Annotated in this window: 17 protein-coding genes; 6 read left to right on the top strand and 11 right to left on the bottom strand. The window is 72.4% G+C overall.

What is annotated here, in order from left to right; translation table 11 throughout:
* Window positions 1-48 precede the first annotated feature (48 nt).
* Complete coding sequence (locus tag ACPT94_RS33510; protein WP_425247559.1) at window positions 49-255, top strand: hypothetical protein; 207 nt, start codon at window positions 49-51, stop codon at window positions 253-255.
* A gap of 362 nt (window positions 256-617) precedes the next feature.
* Here ACPT94_RS33510 and ACPT94_RS33505 read toward each other — a convergent pair whose 3' ends face one another.
* Together ACPT94_RS33505 and ACPT94_RS33500 are read right to left on the bottom strand one after the other, a co-directional pair.
* On the bottom strand, window positions 618-1,454 hold the full coding sequence (locus ACPT94_RS33505; protein WP_425247558.1) for a hypothetical protein: 837 nt from the start codon (window positions 1,452-1,454) through the stop codon (window positions 618-620).
* Between the two features lie 475 nt (window positions 1,455-1,929).
* Window positions 1,930-2,721 (bottom strand): hypothetical protein, encoded by a 792-nt coding sequence (locus tag ACPT94_RS33500; protein ID WP_425247557.1) that lies wholly within the window; start codon window positions 2,719-2,721, stop codon window positions 1,930-1,932.
* Window positions 2,722-3,055: 334 nt separating this feature from the next.
* On the opposite strand from ACPT94_RS33500, the gene ACPT94_RS33495 reads away from it, so the two are divergent.
* The gene (locus ACPT94_RS33495) at window positions 3,056-4,168 is read left to right on the top strand and encodes an AI-2E family transporter (protein WP_425247556.1); all 1,113 of its coding nucleotides are present in this window, start codon (window positions 3,056-3,058) and stop codon (window positions 4,166-4,168) included.
* A 167-nt stretch (window positions 4,169-4,335) separates the two neighbouring features.
* Here ACPT94_RS33495 and ACPT94_RS33490 read toward each other — a convergent pair whose 3' ends face one another.
* Window positions 4,336-5,001, bottom strand: a complete 666-nt coding sequence (locus ACPT94_RS33490) for a TetR/AcrR family transcriptional regulator (RefSeq protein ID WP_360341644.1) — start codon at window positions 4,999-5,001, stop codon at window positions 4,336-4,338.
* Between the two features lie 130 nt (window positions 5,002-5,131).
* Between ACPT94_RS33490 and ACPT94_RS33485 the strand changes: the two genes are divergently transcribed.
* A complete protein-coding gene (locus ACPT94_RS33485; RefSeq protein WP_425247555.1) occupies window positions 5,132-6,163 on the top strand; it encodes an NAD(P)-dependent alcohol dehydrogenase in 1,032 nt (343 codons plus the stop codon).
* Window positions 6,164-6,519: 356 nt separating this feature from the next.
* Here the strand turns inward: ACPT94_RS33485 and ACPT94_RS33480 are convergent, their stop codons facing one another.
* The 6 genes from ACPT94_RS33480 to ACPT94_RS33455 all read right to left on the bottom strand — a co-directional run bounded on the left by ACPT94_RS33480 (window position 6,520) and on the right by ACPT94_RS33455 (window position 12,472).
* Window positions 6,520-8,904 (bottom strand): FUSC family protein, encoded by a 2,385-nt coding sequence (locus ACPT94_RS33480; protein WP_425247554.1) that lies wholly within the window; start codon window positions 8,902-8,904, stop codon window positions 6,520-6,522.
* Entirely contained in the window at window positions 8,901-9,200 is a 300-nt protein-coding gene (locus ACPT94_RS33475) for a hypothetical protein (RefSeq protein WP_360341652.1), read from the bottom strand. The genes ACPT94_RS33480 and ACPT94_RS33475 overlap by 4 nt, the downstream gene beginning before the upstream one ends.
* 193 nt (window positions 9,201-9,393) lie before the next feature.
* Window positions 9,394-9,609, bottom strand: coding sequence for a hypothetical protein (locus tag ACPT94_RS33470; protein WP_360341655.1), 216 nt, complete (start codon window positions 9,607-9,609; stop codon window positions 9,394-9,396).
* Window positions 9,610-9,679: 70 nt separating this feature from the next.
* Window positions 9,680-10,381, bottom strand: a complete 702-nt coding sequence (locus ACPT94_RS33465; RefSeq protein WP_425247553.1) for a CPBP family intramembrane glutamic endopeptidase — start codon at window positions 10,379-10,381, stop codon at window positions 9,680-9,682.
* A 108-nt stretch (window positions 10,382-10,489) separates the two neighbouring features.
* Window positions 10,490-11,377 (bottom strand): prohibitin family protein, encoded by an 888-nt coding sequence (locus tag ACPT94_RS33460; RefSeq protein WP_360341661.1) that lies wholly within the window; start codon window positions 11,375-11,377, stop codon window positions 10,490-10,492.
* A 276-nt stretch (window positions 11,378-11,653) separates the two neighbouring features.
* Window positions 11,654-12,472 (bottom strand): class I SAM-dependent methyltransferase, encoded by an 819-nt coding sequence (locus ACPT94_RS33455; protein WP_360341664.1) that lies wholly within the window; start codon window positions 12,470-12,472, stop codon window positions 11,654-11,656.
* 461 nt (window positions 12,473-12,933) lie between these two features.
* Between ACPT94_RS33455 and ACPT94_RS33450 the strand changes: the two genes are divergently transcribed.
* The 3 genes from ACPT94_RS33450 (at window position 12,934) to ACPT94_RS33440 (ending at window position 16,190) form a co-directional block, all read left to right on the top strand.
* Entirely contained in the window at window positions 12,934-13,275 is a 342-nt protein-coding gene (locus tag ACPT94_RS33450) for an SCO4225 family membrane protein (RefSeq protein ID WP_425247552.1), read from the top strand.
* 245 nt (window positions 13,276-13,520) lie between these two features.
* Window positions 13,521-14,324: a polyphosphate kinase 2 gene (ppk2, locus tag ACPT94_RS33445; protein WP_360341670.1), complete on the top strand. Its 804-nt coding sequence runs from the start codon at window positions 13,521-13,523 to the stop codon at window positions 14,322-14,324.
* 153 nt (window positions 14,325-14,477) lie between these two features.
* Window positions 14,478-16,190, top strand: coding sequence for a SulP family inorganic anion transporter (locus ACPT94_RS33440; protein ID WP_425247551.1), 1,713 nt, complete (start codon window positions 14,478-14,480; stop codon window positions 16,188-16,190).
* A 191-nt stretch (window positions 16,191-16,381) separates the two neighbouring features.
* Here the strand turns inward: ACPT94_RS33440 and ACPT94_RS33435 are convergent, their stop codons facing one another.
* A complete protein-coding gene (locus ACPT94_RS33435) occupies window positions 16,382-17,350 on the bottom strand; it encodes an alpha/beta hydrolase (protein WP_425247550.1) in 969 nt (322 codons plus the stop codon).
* Between the two features lie 140 nt (window positions 17,351-17,490).
* Window positions 17,491-18,816, bottom strand: coding sequence for an MFS transporter (locus ACPT94_RS33430; RefSeq protein WP_360352225.1), 1,326 nt, complete (start codon window positions 18,814-18,816; stop codon window positions 17,491-17,493).
* Window positions 18,817-18,860: the final 44 nt, after the last annotated feature.

The following is an 18,860-nucleotide window of genomic DNA, read 5'->3' as shown; positions in this document are numbered from 1 at the left end:
CTTCTGCCGGATAGTCCATGATCGGCCCGAGTTTCCACCCTGAGGGCCATGACCCATCACCCGGACTCCCGGCCCCTTACGGCCGACGCGCCGTCCCCCGAACGCGAGCGCAGTGAGCCCTCGACCGGCGCGCCCGGCGTGGGCCGGCTGATCGGGCTGGACGTGGCCCGCGGCATGGCCGTCTTCGGCATGTACGCGGTTCATGTGGGCCCCCGCCCCCAGCCAGGGCGGGGTCATCGGCTTCATCGGGGGTGAAGGACGTGCCGTTCCAGTCGCCGGTGAAGTACTGGGCGGTCGAGCCGTTCGTGGCGCGCAGGTCGGGGGTCCAGCCCCGGAGCGTGCCGTCCAGCCCTGGATGCCGGTGACGAGGTCGGCGGCGGCGATGTTCTCGAAGGACACCGCGCCGGACGTTGCCGTAACGGCGAGTCGGCCCGTGGTGTGAGTTGCGTCCTGGGCGGTGATGACGGGGCTGCAGCCGTCGGGTGAGAGGAAGTTGGTCTGCCAGTGCACGCGCAGTTCGTCGTGCTCGGCTTCGACGCGCAGGCGGTAGACCGTGTCCGCCTTGATGGTGGTCGGGTACGTGCCGAGGGTGACGTCCCCGTCGATGCGGTAGAGCCTCAGCTGCCCTGGCCTGGGTCGACTTGGACGCCGTAGCCGCGTGCGGCCTTGGCGTCGGTGCGCACCAGCAGCGTGGCGATCGTGGCGGCGTCGTGCAGGAGCAGGTCGGCCTGGAGCGCGGTGTCGTAGACCGGGGTCGCGGTGATGGCGCGGGCGGTGGCTCCCTCGGAGGGACCCGCGTGCCAGCCGAGCGGGCTCGCGGTCCAGGTGCCGCCGCTCGTGGTCCAGCCGGTGAGGTTGGTGGTGATGGTGGAGACGGAGGGCGGGCCGAAGGTGACCGTGCCGCCCTGGGCGAGCAGGCCCACGGAGCCGGTGTCGTGGCGGTGGTCCTCGGCGTGGAGGAGCCGCTTGCCGTCCACGAACACCGACAACTCGGGTCCGTCCACGGCTACTTCGAGGTTGTGGGATCTCCCGGCCGGCGTGTTTTTCAGTGGCGCGGTGGCGAGTGTGCCGCCGCTGGCCAGGTCGTAGAGCCGTACGCGGGCGCGGCCCGAGTCGAAGGCGGCCGCGTATCCGGTCGAGCCGTCCGGGGCTGCCCGGAACACCAACGCGCCCACGGCGGAATCGGATTCGGGCGTCATGCGAGCCGCGTACGTGCCCTTGACCGCGAGCTGCTGCTCGGAGGTCAGCATGGCAGGCAACAGGCCTGCCTGGTGCCTGCAACGACCGCAGCAGCCTGACGCCTGCGTCAGCAGGAACTGCCGCAGGACGACGAGCTGCTGCCGCACGAAGAGGAGCTCCCACACGAAGAGGAACTCCCGCACGACGACGAGGCACTGCCACAGGACGACGACGAACCGCTGCCGCACGAGGAAGGGTTCGACACACCGTCGCACGAGGTGCCCATGACGTACCAGGACGAGTCGCTGAACGCGCCGCTGCCGGCAATCGTCGCTGCTCCTGTGCTCCCGGCACCACCCGGCGACCAGGACCTGTGACCACGTCCGGCGCCTCCGCCGCCGACGCTGCCGATGGACGCCTGCCGGCCCAGGTCCGCCCATGCACGCCGCCAGGCCCGCCGCAGCATCCACGCGGACCAGGCGACGAGCCCCACCGTCACCGCGCCCACCAGAACGAGCGTCATCAACATGCTTTCTCTCCCCCCGTGACCGCCGGGCCTTCGCACCGGCTGCTTCGAGGGTGCCCGCGGGCAGACCCGCTCCAAGCCTTCCTTGAGCAAGCCCAGAGGTTCGGCAAGCAGGCCGTCGGAGGCCGCGGTGGCGCACTGCCCGGTGTGGCCGGGCCCCGCCGGCAGGGGCTGCGCGGCGGGGCCCCGTCCCGTGGCTGCTCACGGGCGCTGGAAGACCGAGGTCAGCAGGACTCGCCGAACTTGACCGCGGTGAACGTCACAGGCTCACCGTCGATTCTTGTGCCTGCCGCAGGGGTCTGGGTACAGACTTTCCAGTTGGACTCGACGATGACGAAGCGGTCGTCACCGGAGGCGTCCTCGACGGTGATGCTGGTGCCGCTGTCCAGAGACTGGCGGGCGACCTTGACGGACTTGCCCACGTAGTCGGGCATCGTCGCGCCCGCCTCCTGCACGGTGCCCTCGTCCTTGGCCGGGCAGGTCTCCTCGAGCTTGACCGTGCCGAAGTCGACCTTCGTGTCGGTGGCGTGAGTGCCGGCCGCGGGAGTCTGGGAACAGACCTTCCAGTTGCGGTCGAAGGCCTGCATACGGCCGCGGCCGAGTGCGTCGTGCGAGGTCAGGTGGTAGAAACCGGCGGCCTGAGCCTGGTCCTGGGCGGACTGCAGGCCCTTGCCCCGCATGTCGGGCAGGCTCGCGCTGTCGGCCTTGTCGCTCGTCACCGCGTCCTTCTCCGGGGTGGGAGTAGGGGTGGGGGTGGGCGTGGGAGAGGTGGCCTGGGGGGCGGAGGCCGCCTTGTCGTTGCCGGCACTGGCGGCGGCTGGGGCGCCCTTGCCGTTGTCCTTGTCTCCACTCCCGACGATGGCGCCGATGATGGTGATGACGACGAACAGGCCGATGACGCCCAGGCAGCCGACACCCACGATCTTTCCGGCGGAGGGCCTCTTGGGCGTCGCGGGCGGTGGGCCCCATACGGGCTGCTGAGGTCCGTGGTGTCCCGGTTGGTGGTGCTGGCTCATGGTCTCCCCGAGGCCTTGGTTGTGCTGTGCGTGTGTACGACTCGTGCAGAGGCCATGTGGTTGCGGAGTGCGCCGGGATTCACCGGAACGTGATCTTCGGTTCGCCACGGCCGCTTCCGGCCGTCGGCCCACCCCCCGTCTCCGGCCCCCTCCCGTCTCCGGCCCCCTCCTGCCTCCGGGCTGCTCCCACTCTCCGGGAGGCCTCCTGCCCCCTGGCCCCCTCCTGCCTCCAGACCGCCCCTGCCTCCAGGCCGCCCCTGCCTCCAGGCCGCCCCTGCCTTCGGGCGAATGCGGAGCCGGCGGCGTGGTGTGCCGGGCGGCAGGTGGTACGAGCATGGGGATGTCCACACACCCCGATCCGCCCACGTCACCGCCCCCACGCCTGAGCGGCGCGGAGACGCATGTGCCGGGCGTGCTGCGGACCGCGGCCGCATACGCGTGGCGGATCCTCGCCGTCGGCGTGGTCGTCCGGGCCGCCTTCTCCGTGCTGGGGCAGTTCCACCGCATCGCCGTAGCCGTCTTCCTGGGTCTCGTCATCACGGCGGTGCTGCGGCCTCTGGCCGATCTGCTCGCCCGCGTGGTTCCGCGGGCACTGGCGGTCGCCGTCGCGCTCGTCGGCGGCACGGTCCTCGTCTTCGGGGTGTTCATCGGGGTGGGCGAGATCGTCGCCGGGCAGCGCACCGGGCTGGAGAGGGAGTTCGTGTCAGGGATCGACCGGATCGAGCACCGGCTGGAGGAACCGCCGTTCCGGCTCGACCCGGGAGCACTCGGCGACATCCGGTCCCGTATCGGCAAGCTCCTGTCGAGCCACCGCTCCACCGTCATCAGTACGGCGCTCAGCGGCGCGACCCGGCTCCTCGAAGTACTGACCGTGCTCGCCCTCGCCCTGTTCTGCTCGGTCTTCTTCGCGCACTCGGGTGAGCGGCAGTGGCGGTGGTTCTGCGAGCAGCTTCCCGCGACGGCTCGGAAGCGGGTCACGGTCGCCGGCGGGGCCGCGTGGCGCACCTTCACCGGCTACACGCGCGGCATCCTCCTGGTGGCCGCGGTCAACGCGGTTCTCGTGGGCATCGCCCTGTTCGCTCTGGGCGTGCCGCTCGCCGTGCCGCTGGCGCTGCTGGAGTTCTTCGCCGCCTTCGTCCCGTTGATCGGCTCGCCGATCGCCCTGGCGGTCGCGGCGGTCGTCGCGCTGACGTCCAAGGGCGTGCTGACCGCGGTGGTGGTCGTGGCCCTGATCGTGGTCATCGGGCAGATCGAGGGGCATGTCCTGCACCCGATCGTGATGAGCTGGGCCGTCCGGCTGCACCCGGTGGTGGTCGCCCTGTCGGTCGTCGGCGGAGCGGTCGCGGCGGGGGTGGTCGGCGCGGTGGTGGCCGTACCGCTGGTAGCCGTGGCGTGGTCCGTGCACCAGGCGCTGCGGGGCCGTACGGGTGCAGCGGCAGAACCCTGATCGGCGGTTCAGGGGTCGCATGGCCAGCAGTCCGGGGCGGGGAGCGGCCCCGTACGCGCACTGGTGCATGCCCGAGCCACGACGTGCGCGGCCCGGCGCTGCCGCACCCTCCGTACCGTACCGGCCTGCCGCACCTCCGTACCGGTCTGCGCGTCGCCGACGGGTCGTCAGGCCGCCGCCTGCTGGAGGCCGTCGAGAACGAGGTCCAGCCCGAACTCGAACTCGTCGCCGTAGGCGTATCCGGGGCGCATGACGTGGGCGGTCGCGATCTCGGTCAGGTAGGGGTACTCGCCTTCGCCGAATCCGCTCATGATGGACTCCGCGAGTTCGGCGGTCTCGTCCGGCGTGTCGAAGGGCAGGGTCTTCTCCTGCAGGGCGAAACCGTAGATGTAGCTGTCGAGGACCGAGACGGCGTGCGCGGTGAGGGTGAGGGAGAAGCCGCCCTGACGCAGGCAGCCGAGCACGGCGTCGTGGTGGCGCAGGGTGGCGGGGCCCGGATGGGACCGTGACTCCATCAGCCCGATCGCCCAGCGGTGGCGGGACAGCACGTGGCGCATGGAGATCGCCCGCTGCCGCATCGCCTGACGCCAGTCGTCGCCGGGGGCGGGCAGTTCGACCTCGCCGAAGACCAGGTCGACCATGCCGTCGAGCAGGTCCTCCTTGTTGGCGACGTGGTTGTAGAGGGACATCGCCTCGACTCCGACGGCCTCGCCGAGCTTGCGCATGCTGAGCGTCTCCAGGCCGCCGCTGTCGGCGAGTTCGACGGCGGCGCGCAGTACCCGCTGCCGGGTGAGCGTCTCGCGGGTCGGCTGCGGGTTGGGGCGTCGGGTCACGGTGGACGGTCACTTCCTCTTGCGGTCTCCCAGCGTTGACGAGCTTACGCCGTAAGTGCTGTACTTACGGCGTAAGTACAGGCTTACACCGTAAGCACGCCGACGGAGACGACCGGGAGCAGCAGCGACGATGCGGAACAAGAGCGAGCCGGTCCCGACCGCCGCCGGGACCAAGACGATGAAGGCCGTCGTGCAGGAGCGGTACGGCGCCGAGCCGGAAGCCGTGCTGCGCGTGGCGCGGCTGGGCCTGCCCGGAATCGAGCCGGGCGAGGTCCTGGTCCGGGTGCGCGCCTCCAGCGTGGACCGGGGCACCTGGCACATGATGGCCGGTCTGCCGTACGCGGTCCGGCCCGTGAGCGGCCTGCGCAGGCCGAGGCTCCCCAACCCCGGCCGCAACGTCGCCGGTGTCGTGGAGGCGGTCGGCTCCGACGTGACCGGGTTCGCGCCCGGCGACGAGGTGTACGGCACGGCAGCCGCCGCGTTCGCCGAATACGCCGCCGCCCGCCCCGACCGGATCGCTCCCAAACCGGCCGGGCTCACCTTCGAGGAGGCGGCGACGGTACCCGTCAGCGCGCTGACCGCGCTGCAGGCGGTGCGCGACAAGGGCAGGGTCGAGGAGGGACAGCGGGTACTGATCACGGGGGCGGCCGGCGGCGTGGGCACCTTCGCCGTCCAGCTCGCCCGCGCCGCCGGCGCCCGGGTCACGGCCGTCGCGAGCACTCCCAAGCTCGACGCCGTACGGGCCCTGGGCGCCGAGCAGGTCGTCGACTACACCCGAGAGGACTTCCTCGCCGGCGCGCGACGCTACGACGTCATCATCGACATCGCGGGCAACCGCGGTCTGCGGGACCTGCGCCGCGCCCTCACTCCCCACGGCAGGCTGGTCATCACGGGCGGCGAGACGAACGGCGTCTGGCTCGGCGGCACCGACCGGCAGCTCCGCGCACAGGTGCTGTCCCCGTTCACCGGCCAGCACCTCGGCACCTTCATCGCCTCCGAGCACGCCGACGGGCTACGCGACCTGACCGCGCTCATCGACGCGGGCACAGTCAGCCCTGTGGTGGACCGCGTCCACCCGTTGACCGAGACCGCCGCGGCTGTGCGACACCTCCTCGACGGCCGTGTCACGGGCAAACTGGCGCTCTCTGTGCCTGCGGAGTGACGGCGTGGGCCGCTACGCACGCAACACCCAGGCGGGCAGACGCTTTTCACCCGCGTGGGCATCGCCGCTCGGCAGCGCAGGCCGACGATGCCCCAGCCGCGGCGTGCGCGCTCGCGCCGCCGGGCCGACGCGTCGCTCACGACACGATGAGGTGCGCCGGCGTCCTAGTGCCGCGGCAGGCAACGTTTGCCCGTGTACCTCCCGCCCGAGCCGTGCGAAGCCGGTTCGAGGGTGGGGGAGCGTGCTCTCGGTGTGCCGGCCGGAAGCCCTCGTACTGGATGTACTTGGGCTTTCGGCCGGTGCGGCGAGAGGGCGTGCCGGGCGTCGCGACGGGGCGAACGTTGCCTGTCGCGGCACTAGCTTCCGTGCCCGGCGCGACCGGTCGCGGAGCGGACGGTGCCGCCCCTCGACGCCCCGCCGGACGCCCCGCCCGAAGCACCGCCCGTCGCCTCGGCTGCCGCGTGGCCCATCACATCGGGCAGGCCGGCCTCGACGCGGGCGAGCTGTGCGGTCAGGCTCGTCAGCCACACCTCTAGGTCGACCAGTGCCGGCAGCGGCGGCGTGAGCGGCCGGGCGGGTCCCCGCGGCGTCGTGTCCGGTGGCGGCCGTTCCCCGGTGCACAGGGCGGCCAGTCGATCGGTGACCCCGGCCGCCGCCCGGGCATCGGCCCGCGCGCGTTCCACCGCGCCCGGAGGCAGGGCACTCCTGGGCAGGTCGAAGCGGGGCAGCCAGTGGGCGCCGAGCAGCACCTGGTGGGCCGCGATGAGGACGCCGTGCCAGTCGGCGCCGGCGAAGTCACCGGCGGACGGCTCGCTGCGGAACTGGGCGTAGGCGGACTCGGCCAGGCGCATCCGGTGAAGGGCGTGGAGCGTCGGCGGGGACGGGGCGGAGCCCGACGGCACGGCCGTCAGTGCCGCCACGGTGCCCCTGATCAGCGGGCCGCACTCGAGCAACAGCCCCGCCATGGTCCTGCGCACCTCCCGGCGCGCCCCGGCCGGCCAGGCGAGCGTCGCGCACAGCAGACCGATGACGCTCCCGGTCACCACGTCCACGATCCTGACCTCCGCCAACCGCCAGGACGCCGGGGCGATCTGCGCGAACGCGGTCGCCACCACGAGCGTGAACAGGCCCTGCGTCCAGGCGATGCCGAGCAGCGGCCCGAGCGCGAAGGCGAGCAGCATGCTCGGCGCGAGGATCGCGGCGTAGGCCTCGGTGTGCTGTCCGAGACCGATGAGCAGGACGCCCGCCGTCACGGCGCCCACCAGATTGCCGGCCACCGCCCGGCGAGCGGCCACCCAGGTCTCCCCGACGGTGGTCCTGCTCAGCGTCAGCACGGCGAGCAGCACCCAGAACCCGTGGGTCAGGTCCAGCAAGCCGGCGATCAGGCGTGCCGCGCCGAGGGCGAGCGCGATCCGGACGGCGTTGTGGAACTGCACCGACCGGGGCGTCATGTTTCCGACGATCCGGCGCAGCCACAGCCGGACCGTGGTCGCCTCCGTGTACCAGAACAGCTCCCGCGGCTCGATGGGCGGGGTGCGCCGCCCGTCGAGGCCGACCCCTACGGAGATCTCCAGGGCGCGCACCGACTCGGCGACGCCGAGCAGGGCCGCCTGCCGGCGCAGCACCCGTGCCGCCGCCGGCCCCGGTGGCGCCTCGGCGGCCGACTCCGCCGCCTGCCGCACGCGCATCGCCTGGAAGACACCGATCGCGTCGTCCATGCGCGGCCGGCCCGGGACTGCCCGGCCCACCCGAAGGGCCTCGGCACTGGCGTCGCACAAGGACGCCACCTGCGGCAGAAGCAACTGGGAGGCCACGTCGGCAGGCGCCGCACCATCCCGCACGTCCGCCCGTCCACCGTCCCGTACGTCCGCCCGTCCACCGTCCCGAACGTCCGCCCGACCACCGTCCCGAACGTCCGCCCGACCACCGTCCCGAACGTCCGCCCGACCACCGTCCCGTACGTCGGCAAAGCCGCCGTCTCCTGCGCGCGATCGGCCACCGTCCCGGAGGAGGTCGTGCAGTTGTCCCGTCTCGGTCAGATGGGCCAGCTGTTCGAGCAGTCGGCGGGCCGAGGAACCCGCCTGGGAGAGGCCACGGACCGCGCGGCCCGGGCCCGCGGGGCGTTCCGCGGGCGGGATCTGCGACAGCCGTAGCCACGCGCCCGCGGCACGCAGGGCCTCGGGCGAAGGGCTGGTGCGGCCGGCGAGAGTGTCGCCCGCGATGTCCACAGCCTTCGCGAGGCTCCATCGGTACGTCTCCCCCGCGGGCCGCGGCAGGACGAACAACTCGCACAGCGCCAGCAGCACCACGCCCACGGTGAGCCCGGCCAGCCGCAGCCCCAGGGTGTGCGGTTCGTAGGGCGGGAAGCAGGCCAGGATGTAGAAGAGCTGGAGTCCCGGCGCCGCACCGGCCGGCCGCGGTCCCGCAACGGCCGCGAAGGCCAGCAGGAAGCCCACGACGAGCATGCCGAGCACCGCCGCCCAGGTCCGCACCGCCAGCACGGTTCCCAGCGCCACCAGCACCAGGCCCACCGGCAACGCCTTGAGCATGACCGCGGCCCGTTGCCGTCCCGACCCCGGGATCAGGGAGAGCAGCCCGAGAGAGATGGGCCCGAACAGCGCGTACAGCGCCGGCAACGGCTCGCCGAGTCCGTACAGGAAGGGGTAGAAGCCCGCGGACGCCGCCAGTGTCACCCGCGCCGACCGGTGCAGGATCTCCGCCCGCTCGGCCCCGCTCTTCACGGCGGGTCCCCACCGGGCGTCACGCGCGAGCCGAGCGACGGGACCCGGCCCAGGGCCACGAGCCGGCGGCGTACGGCCATGACGACGAGGGACGCCGCGAGCATCACCGCGCCGCCCCTGCGCAGCGTCACGCCGCATGCCGCCTTCGGCGCCCGCGCCGGCGTGACACCGAACTCGTCGGCGAGGACCGGGACGGCCGGCTTCAGCCCGGGGAAGTCGAGCGGGATGCGGGACAGTGCCAGGGCGACCGCGACGAATTCCCCCGTCCGCGCGCCCGGCGAAGACTCAGCGCGCATGAGCACATTCCTCTCGGGCCGACGCCGCCGAGGCGTCGTGGGCGGGCCGACAGGCGCCCCGTCACCCCATTGTCGGCCGACCTCAGAGGTACCGCAGTCCGACCGCTCAGGCCGTGACGGGCTTCCTCCGCCCGCCGTGCCAACCCGGCGGGCCACGCCGGTCGCCGCCTCCGGGCGGCGGGGATGTGTCGTGTCAGCGCCCCCACACATGGGGTCCACCGCCCCGCCACTCGATGAGCCCGGACATCTCCACGTACGCCTCGTCCGCGTCCTCGACACCGGCCCGGCGCAGGAAATCGGCGACGTCCAGCAGCCCGTACGCCATCCCCAGGAAATGGTCGTCGACACGAACCCGGCGCCCGCCGTCCGCGGCGGGCGGGTAGACGACCACGGGCTGTGCGGAGGCCATGAGGCCAGGGTGCGCCCCGCGCCGACCGCACGCACGCGGGGGCCTGGGCCCGGCCTGCCGAGTCCGTGGCTCAGGCGGCGGGCCACCACCGGGGCGCCGCCCAGGCCAGCGCATAGCCGAAGCCGTTGATCGCCCAGTGCACCGCCGCGGGCGTCAGCAGGCTGCCGGAGCGGCGGCGCAGCTCACACAGGACCGCCCCGGCGGCGACCATGGCGACGACGGCCGCCGTCACGGTCGTCGCCACGCCCGCCGAGCCGCTTCCGAAGACCGTTCCCACGGCGGAGTTGGAGCGGTTGAGGCCGCGGGAGGGCAGCAGATGCCACAGGCCGAAGAGGAGCGACGAGGCGGCGGTGGCCCACGCCGTGCCACGTCGGCGCCGGATCATGGCCCACAGCACACCGCGGAAGGCGGTCTCCTCCAGCAGGACGGTGCCGATCGGCACGCGCACCAGCACTCGCCACAGCATCTGCCCAAGGGTCAGGCCGGCGCTCCTGGTGTCCCGGAACGCCTCCCGGCCGGCCGGAACGGTGAGGAGGAGCTGGAAAACGAAGAGGACGGCACAGGCCAGAACAGGAGCCCACCGCAGCCCCTGACGCACCCCCGCCGCGTCGATCCCCAGATCGGCCGGGGTGAGGCCGTCCCAGCGGGCGATCAGCAGCAGGACGGCCGTCGTGGCCACACAGGTGAGGAGGTACGCCAGGGGGCCGCGCGCGAGCCAGTTGTTGATCAGGTTCGCGGCGGCCAGGACGACCATGACAGAGGCGATCCGCATCCTGACTCCAGGATCCCAGCCGGCAGCGGAAAGCGCGCACATCACCTTCGACCAGCGGGCCGCGCATCACCGGCGGCCACACCGCCGGATCCCTCGCCCCTGGCGGTACTACTTCTTGGTGCCGTCCACGATGACCGGCGCCCCGTTGGAGTCGGTCCCGCACGGCACCGCGTACACCGGGTTGGCCTTGGCGGCCTCCCTGTAGGCCTCCAGGCACTGGTTGTACAGCACCTTGTCGCTCAGGGACTTCTCGATGATCTTGTTGGCGCGGGCCGTGCCCTCCGCCTCGATCCGCTTGCGCTCCGCCTCCGCCGTCGCCGTACGCGAGGCCTCGACGGCCCGCTGTGTGGCCTGCTCCTGCTGGATCTTCTTGTCGATCTGGTCCTGCAGCTTGTCCGAGGGCTTCACATTGCGCAGGTTGACGGCCGTGACGTCGATCCCCCGCGGCGACAGGCGCTCCTTGATGAGGACTTCGATCTGTGCACCGATCTTCTCGCGGGCGGAGGCGTAGCCCTCCTCGCTGGTGTGCTTGGCGAAGACGTTGCGGATAATCTCACGGCTGTCCGGCAGTACCAGCCGCTCCTGGATCGCCTCCTGACTGCCCGCCAGCCGGTACAGCGCGACCGCCTTCGCCGGGACCACGGCCCACTTGATGGTGACGTCCGCGTACAGCACACCGCCCTGCGACGAGCGGACCTCGACCACGTCCTTGTCGTAGAGGTTGAGGTCCACCGGTCGGGTGGAGAAGGAAGTGACGTCGGTGAACGGCGACTTGAAGTGGACGCCGGAGGTCAGCGGCGTGCCGACCCTGCCGAAGGTCACCGGTACGCCGACCTCGTACGCACTCACGACATGGATGCACGCGAAGGTTCCGGCCAGGACGCCCGCCACCGCGCTGAGCGCCGCCCCGAGTTTCCAGCTTCCGGCAGTGCGGCGCCGGCCGACGACAAAGAGCACGACCGCCGCTATCAGCAGCAGGACGGACAGCACGAACACAGGTATCCCCCTCCGGAAACGAATGCGCGCCGCCTCGGAGGCGGCGGCGGCAGCGCAGCATAACGAGCCTCGACGTACGGCCCGCACGCAGCCCTGCCGTTGCCGTCGCCTCGCACAACTCACCATGGCAGCGGCTGTGTTGAAGGACGGATGCGCAGCTCCGCACGGGGCACGGGTGCCCGCACCACGCTGTCGACCGCCTCAGGCCACCGTGCGGTCCGCTCGCCGAAGGGCAAGCCGGAACCCCGCGCGGCACCCTCGCCCCGGCTCGGGGCGTCAGCGCCGTTGCCCCCAGGCCATCGCCATGCCCGGTCCGAGTTCGGCCAGTCGGGGCGAGGCCAGGTACGCCAGGGCCTCGTCGATGACGTCGGGGGCGACCCGGCCGGTCGCCTCCAGCGCGGGGCGCATACGGCTCCAGGTCTCCGACCAGAAACGGGCCAGGGGACTGTCCGCGACCAAGGGTGGACAGAACAGCTCCGCGGCGATGTTCCGCAGGCCTTCCTCCCGCAGGAAGTGCGGGTACGCCGGCACGGAGGAGATGTCCGTGCCGATCGTCGTCCGCAGCGCCTGCCACATGGCGTCCATGGTCCGCCGGTAGGCGGAGGAGGTGTCGAGGGCATCGGGCAGTTCCACGGCATCGCCGAGCAACAGCCAGCCGCCGGGGTTCAGCCAGCCGGCGAGCCGCGAGATCAGCCGGCGCCGTCGGGGCAGGTGCATGAGGACGAACCGGGCGTGGACCAGGTCGAAGCTGCCCGGTCGCAGGCTCTCCTCCGTGAGATCGGCGGCGACCACCCGCAGTCGAGGGCCCGCGAGGGCGGCCAGCGCGCCGGTGTCCCTGTCCAGGGCGACGACCTCCTCGACCCCTGCCTCCTCCAGGAGCCAGCGCGCCACCGTTCCGGTCCCGGCGCCGACATCCAGGCAGCGCCAGCCCGGGCCTGCGCCCAGCGCCCGCAGGCGGTGCGTGGTGACGGGGTCGTACGCCAGTGCGGCGGCGTCGATCCGCTCGGCCTCACCCGCGTGCTCCGGCTCGAACAGGTCCTTCCCGTACCGGCCACCGCCGGCGTGCGCCCCGTCCTGACCGTACGAACGCGTCATGACCGCACCTCCTGCCCCGAGCGCCCTGCCACGGCGCCCGCGGCATGCCCCGCGTGCCCGGCCCGGAACGCCGGTCGGCCCCGCCGCCCCGACCGGCACGGTCCTGTCCGGTCGACCGTCCCCGCATCCGGTCCGCCGCTCGTCGCATCCATGACCTCGAAGCTAGGTCTGTCGCCCGGAGGCCGCCACCGGGCTCCGAGTCGTGACCTCGCACAACGCCACCAGCATCATCCAGCTATCCCACCAGCGCACGGGCCGGCGTCCCGCCGACGATCGCCGCGCACCCCAGAAGGACAGCCCTCCCCCGTCGTATCCGAGTACCTCCGCTGTCGTGTCCGAGTACGTCTCTGAGTAGCGCAACGCATGCCGTGTCCACTGCGTCCCCGGAATCGTGATGACCGGCTCCTCCGCCAGAACCGCGCGGAACGGGGCCGGCCTCGACCAACAGATCGGAGAACACCGTGAGTTCCTCTCGCCGCGGCCGTGCCGTGCTCGCCCTGGCCGTGAACAACTGGCTGTCCCGCGGCTACCTGGCCGCGGTGGTCCTCACGGGCGGGTACGCGCTCTGCGAAGACGTACTCGTGAGTCAGGCCGACGCCTCCATGGCCTATGTCGTGCCCATGCTGCTGACCGCTCCGCTGAACCTCCTGCTGATGGTCGCGCTCGGCTGGATACCCACCGACGCCCCCTTCTACCTGGGAATCGCGGGCGGCGCGCTCGTGAACGCCGTCGCCCTGGGCGCGGTCGTCCGCGCGGTCCGCAGGCGCCGGCCGTCATCCGTGCGTCCCGCCCCCAGCGCCTGACCGCGTCGGCCTGCCCCCAGCGATCCTCCAGCGCCGTCCGTGTGCGGCGGCGGGGACGAAAAACGGGGCGCCGGCCACCGCACCGGTCCCCTGCCCCTGCGCCGGCCTCCGCCCGGGGGTCGCAGGGCCCAGGTGGTTCCCGATCGCCGGCAGCGGCCCCGCTGCCGGCGCACCGAACTCCCCCGTGCCGAGAGCACGTACTGTGGGCGTCGGATTCCACCGATGCGGCGAGGGAGCGAGGCGGCATGGCCGACCAGGTGAAGGAGAAGCTGTCGCGCAAGGTCTACGAGCGTGAACTGCTGCGCTTGCAGACGGAGTTGGTGAAGCTCCAGGAGTGGGTGCGAGCAGAGGGCGCCCGGCTCGTCGTCGTCTTCGAGGGCCGCGACGCGGCCGGCAAGGGCGGCACCATCAAGCGGGTCTCCGAACACCTCAACCCGCGTGTCGCACGCATCGCCGCGCTGCCCAAGCCGACCGAGCGCGAGCGCACCCAGTGGTACTTCCAGCGGTACGTGGAGCATCTGCCGGCCGCCGGGGAGATGGTGCTGTTCGACCGGTCCTGGTACAACCGGGCCGGCGTCGAGCACGTGATGGGCTTCTGCACCAAGGAGGAGCACCAGCTCTTCCTGCGGCAGTGCCCGATCTTCGAACGGATGCTGGTGGAGGACGGGATCCTGCTGCGCAAGTACTGGTTCTCGGTCAGCGACACCGAGCAGCAGGAGCGCTTCCGGCGTCGCCTCGAAGACCCCTTGAAGCGCTGGAAGCTCTCCCCCATGGATCTGGAGTCGATCACTCACTGGGAGGCGTACTCCCGGGCGAAGGACGAGATGATGGTGCACACCGACATCACCGAGGCGCCCTGGTACGTCGTGGAGAGCGACGACAAGCGTCGGGCCCGGCTGAACATGATCGCCCACCTCCTGGACTCCGTGCCGTACCACGAGGTCCCGCCGCCGGTGCTCGAGCTGCCGCCCAGGCCGTCATCGACCGGCTACGAGCGCCCGCCCCGTGATCTGCAGACCTACGTCCCGGATCACGCGGCGAGCCTCTGAGGCCTCGAAGCGCAGGAAGCCCTCCCCGGTGGATCGGGAGTCGATCACTCACCGGGAGGCGTGTCGGCACACGATTCCCCCGCGAACCGTTCGGCGTCTCGCGGTCGGCCAGGGGCGGGGAGGATCCTGAGGTCCTTCGGCCCAAGGAGGATGATGTCCCAGAGCTCGGTCGGCCCTGCTCCATGGTGGCGGCGTCTGGTGCCCGGGCTCGGTGCGCTGCTCGGCTACCGGCGTTCGTGGCTGAGGGGCGACGTCCTGGCCGGAGTGACGGTGGCCGCGTATCTCGTGCCCCAGGTGATGGCGTACGCGGGCGTGGCCGGCCTGCCGCCGGTCGCCGGGTTGTGGGCGATCCTGCCCGCGCTCGCCCTGTACGCGCTGCTCGGCTCCTCCCGCCTGCTCTCGGTGGGCCCGGAGTCGACGACCGCGCTGATGACGGCGACGGTGGTCGGACCGCTCGCCGCCGGTGATCCGGCCCGTTACGCGACGCTGGCGGCCACCCTCGCGATCGCGGTCGGCCTGCTGTGCGTGCTGGCATGGGCGGCGCGGCTCGGCTTCGTCGCGGATCTGCTCTCGCGGCCGGTGCTGATCGGGTATCTGGCGGGCGTGGCACTGATCATGATCGTGGACCAACTTCCCAAACTGACCGGTGTCCGCACGACGGGGTCGGCCTTCTTCCCCCAACTGTGGTCGTTCGTACGGCACCTGGCGCGGGTGCACGTGGCCACGGTGCTGTTCGCCGTTGTGGCGCTCGGCGTCCTCTTCACGGTGGCCCACTTCTTCCGCGCCGTCCCCGGTCCCCTGCTCGTCGTGGTGTTCGGTACGGCGGCCGTGTCCCTGTTCGACCTGGACGACCGACACGGCATCAAGGTGATCGGCGACGTCCCGTCGGGCCTGCCCGCCGTGGCCGTGCCGGACCTGACCGAGCTGCCGCACCTGGTCCTTCCCGCCCTGGGCGTCCTCCTGGTCGGCTACACCGACTTCGTCCTCACCGCGCGGGCCTTCACCAGGCGCGACGACGAGGGCCCCGGGCTGGACGCCAACCAGGAGTTCCTCGCTCTGGGCGCGGCGAACCTCGGCGCGGGCACGCTGCACGGATTCCCGGTCAGCAGCAGCGCCAGCCGTACCGCGCTCGCCTCCTCGGCGGGCGCGCGCAGCCAGGCGTACTCACTGGTCGCCGGCGCGGTCGTCCTCGCGGTCCTGCTCTTCCTGAGCCCGCTGCTCTCCCGCACGCCCACGGTGATCCTCGGGGCGCTCGTCGTCTACGCGGCCGTCCGCATGATCGACCTGGCGGGCTTCCGGCGGCTGGCGTCCTTCCGCCGCCGGGAACTCCTGCTTGCGCTCGGCTGCCTGGCCGGGGTTCTCGCCCTGGACATCCTGTACGGCGTGCTGGTCGCCGTCGGCCTGTCCGTGGCCGAACTGCTCACCCGGGTGGCCCGCCCGCACGACGCCGTCCAGGGCCTGGTCCCCGGTGTGGCCGGCATGCACGACGTCGACGACTACCCACAGGCCCGCACCGTCCCCGGCCTCCTGGTCTACCGCTACGACTCGCCTCTCTTCTTCGCCAACGCGGAGAACTTCCGCCGCCGGGCGCTGGCCGCCGTGGACGAGGAGACCGTGCCCGTCCGCTGGTTCGTGCTGAACACCGAGGCGAATGTGGAGGTGGACATCACCGCCTTGGACGCGGTCGACGAACTGCGCCGCGAACTCGCCCACCGCGGCATCGTCTTCGCCCTCGCCCGCGTCAAGCAGGACCTGCTGGACGACCTGAAGGCGTACGGCCTGGTGGACGCCGTCGGCAGCGAGCGGATCTTTCCCACTCTGCCGACGGCGGTGGCCGCCTACCGGAAGTGGCGCCGTGACCAGTAGATCGCCCGGGAAGCCGTCCCCCTCGGCGCGAAGCGTGCGAGGCCGCCGCTGATCGCGCCATCATCAACGCTCACCCGGAAGAGCCGCAACGGCGGCACTCCGCGCCGCGACGGACACCGATCGACCGCCCGCGGTTCTCGGCGAGGCGTCGGCGGTGGCCGCGCGGGCGGCCGAACGCGCCGAGGTCGCGGTCACTCGCCGAGCAGCCGGCGCAGCCACCGCAGCCGTGCCGCGCGGGCGTCCTGCGAGAGGGCGGCCTGCGGCACCATCCCGTCGAACCCGTGGAAACCGCCCGGCCACACGTGCAGTTCGGCGATGCCGCCCGCCTGCCAGATACGGCTCGCGTAGGCGACGTCCTCGTCACGGAAGGTTTCCGCCGAGCCGACGTCGATGAACGCCGGCGGCAGACCGGACAGGTCGTCCGCGCGGGCGGGCGCGGCGTACGGGGAAACGTCGGCGGTGCCCCGTGCCTCGCCCAGCAGGGCGCTCCACCCGGTCTCGTTGGACGTGCGGTCCCACACGCCCAGGCCCGCCATCTGGTGGGCGGACGGGGTGTCGTTGCGGTCGTCGAGCATCGGGCACATCAGCACCTGCCCGATCGCACGCGGTCCCTCGCGGTCGCGTGCGAGCAGCGCCACGGCCGCGGTGAGCCCGCCGCCGGCGCTCCCGCCCGCCAGGATGACGCGGTCCGGGTCGCCACCGATCTCCTTGGCGTGCTCGGCCGTCCACAGCAGGCCCGCGTAGCAGTCCTCCACCGGGGCCGGGTGGGGATGTTCGGGGGCGAGCCGGTACTCCACCGACACCACGACCAGGCCCAGTTCCTGCGCCCAGTCGAGCGGCAGCCCCAGCCGGTGGGAGCCCGCCACCATGCCACCGCCGTGGATGGTGTAGACGATCGGGCGCGGTTCGGTCACGGTCGTGGGCCGACAGATCAGCAGTGGAACCTCCGGCGCGCCCGGAGGACCCGGGACCGTCCGCTCCTCGACCTCGAAGAGACCGCCGCAGGCCAGCTCCTCGTTCGTCGGAGGCGCGAACGGGCCGCCGTCCGTCTGCCGCCCGGCGGGGATCATGTCCGGGGTGATCGTGGGCGGCAGCACGGCGCCGATCGCCTCGAGCTCGCCGGCGAGTTCCGGGTCGAAGGGCGGGGGGCGCAGGTCCATCGGGTCTCCTCAGGGCTTGTACGGGGGCCGCAGCCATCGCGGGGTCCTCGGGCCGGGCGTGGACGGGGTCGTCGAGACGGCGACTGCCTCCATGGGCACATCGACAACTGCCCGCGCTCGGTGCGACCAGGCGGCCGCTGTCAGGTCGACGAGGCCGACGCTTCGGTCGGCCGGCAGTCCGCGAGCGTTCGGCGACGAGCCTTCGGCGCGGCCTGCCGCCCGGGGTGAGGGGCCTGGGGCAGTCGGGGCACCCAGGCCAGGCCGATCACCGCCGCGACCAGCATGAAGCCGAACAGCAGGCCGAAGAAGAGCCGGGTGTGGCCGAGGGCGAAGGCGGGCGTGCCCAGGGCGGCCAGTCCGGCGACGGCCCGGGTGAAGGCCATGGTCACGCCGGTCGCGGTGGCGCGCAGCAGCGTCGGGAACAGTTCCTGGGTCCAGACCTTGTAGACGGACTCGCCTGCGAAGGAGTTGCCCAGGCCGGACAGGAGCATGACGGCGATCAGTGTGAACCTGTTCGCCCCGAGCAGGGCGGGCAGCGCCCAGGCGAGGACGATCGACGCGGAGCCGACGGCGAACCAGGTGTGCCGGGCGGGCTGGTCGACGACCCTCATGAACGCCAGGCCGGCCAGGAAGCCGACGGGCAGTCCGAGGAGGGTGAGCCGGGAGTACTGCTCGACCTCTCCCTCGGTCAGGGCGGTCCACAGGAAGGTGCCGAACTGGCCGAGGGTGTTCGCGCCGAGGTTCCAGGTGGCGTAGTACAGGCCGGTCGCGAGCAGGGCGTGCACCACCGGAGGCCGCAGCAGCTCCTTCGCCCGGCTGAACCGGACGGTCTCGGAGGCGGCCGCGGCGTCCGCGTCGGCGGACTGGCGTGCGGCCGCCCATTCTGCCGATTCACCGAGGGTGAGGCGCAGGAGCAGCACGACGACGGCCACGAGGAGCAGATGGGCGAAGAGGATCCGGCCGCCGAGCAGGCCTCGCGCTCCCATGAAGGAGCTCAGCAGGAGCACGGCGACGATGCCGGCGAGCCAGAGCATGCCGGAGAACACCACCATGGTGCCCTTCCTGCCCGGTGGGGCCTCCTCGTTGGCGAGCGCGAGCGACACCGGCAGGTCGGCGCCGATGGCCAGCCCGGTCGCCATGACACCGGCGTACAGCAGGACGGGGCCGGTCGCGACCAGGAGCAGAAGGACGCCGGCCGCGTAGAGGACGAGGGAGAGGGTGAAGATCTTCCGCCGGCCGAACCGGTCGCCCAGTCGGCCGCCGAACAGCGCACCGGCCGCGAACGCCAGCGTCTGCAGTCCCAGCAGGGTTCCGATGGTCCCGGCGCCGAGCCGAAGGTCGGCGGCGTAGTAGCCGCCGATCGCGATGCCCGAGGTCACCAGCGCTCCGGCGTCCAGGTAGGAGGCCATGCCGGCCAGGACCGCCGTCTTCCAGGGGCTTCTCAGGGGGGCCTTCATGTCGGACATGGGTCATCCTCGCTGGGGACCGGGAAGGGGCTGGTGGCCTGGCA

It is taken from the genome of Streptomyces aurantiaciflavus (assembly GCF_049808595.1).
Lineage (GTDB): Bacteria > Actinomycetota > Actinomycetes > Streptomycetales > Streptomycetaceae > Streptomyces.
The sequence above is the reverse complement of the archived record's forward strand: the minus strand, read 5'-3'. Positions and strand labels throughout refer to the sequence as shown.

Coding starts and splice junctions, on each gene's coding strand:
- ACPT94_RS33510 (WP_425247559.1), top strand. CDS start 49: ATGACCCATCACCCGGACTCCCGGCCCCTTACGGCCGACGCGCCGTCC.
- ACPT94_RS33500 (WP_425247557.1), bottom strand. CDS start 2,721: ATGAGCCAGCACCACCAACCGGGACACCACGGACCTCAGCAGCCCGTA.
- ACPT94_RS33495 (WP_425247556.1), top strand. CDS start 3,056: ATGGGGATGTCCACACACCCCGATCCGCCCACGTCACCGCCCCCACGC.
- ACPT94_RS33485 (WP_425247555.1), top strand. CDS start 5,132: ATGCGGAACAAGAGCGAGCCGGTCCCGACCGCCGCCGGGACCAAGACG.
- ACPT94_RS33475 (WP_360341652.1), bottom strand. CDS start 9,200: ATGCGCGCTGAGTCTTCGCCGGGCGCGCGGACGGGGGAATTCGTCGCG.
- ACPT94_RS33470 (WP_360341655.1), bottom strand. CDS start 9,609: ATGGCCTCCGCACAGCCCGTGGTCGTCTACCCGCCCGCCGCGGACGGC.
- ACPT94_RS33465 (WP_425247553.1), bottom strand. CDS start 10,381: ATGCGGATCGCCTCTGTCATGGTCGTCCTGGCCGCCGCGAACCTGATC.
- ACPT94_RS33455 (WP_360341664.1), bottom strand. CDS start 12,472: ATGACGCGTTCGTACGGTCAGGACGGGGCGCACGCCGGCGGTGGCCGG.
- ppk2 (WP_360341670.1), top strand. CDS start 13,521: ATGGCCGACCAGGTGAAGGAGAAGCTGTCGCGCAAGGTCTACGAGCGT.
- ACPT94_RS33440 (WP_425247551.1), top strand. CDS start 14,478: ATGTCCCAGAGCTCGGTCGGCCCTGCTCCATGGTGGCGGCGTCTGGTG.
- ACPT94_RS33435 (WP_425247550.1), bottom strand. CDS start 17,350: ATGGACCTGCGCCCCCCGCCCTTCGACCCGGAACTCGCCGGCGAGCTC.
- ACPT94_RS33430 (WP_360352225.1), bottom strand. CDS start 18,816: ATGTCCGACATGAAGGCCCCCCTGAGAAGCCCCTGGAAGACGGCGGTC.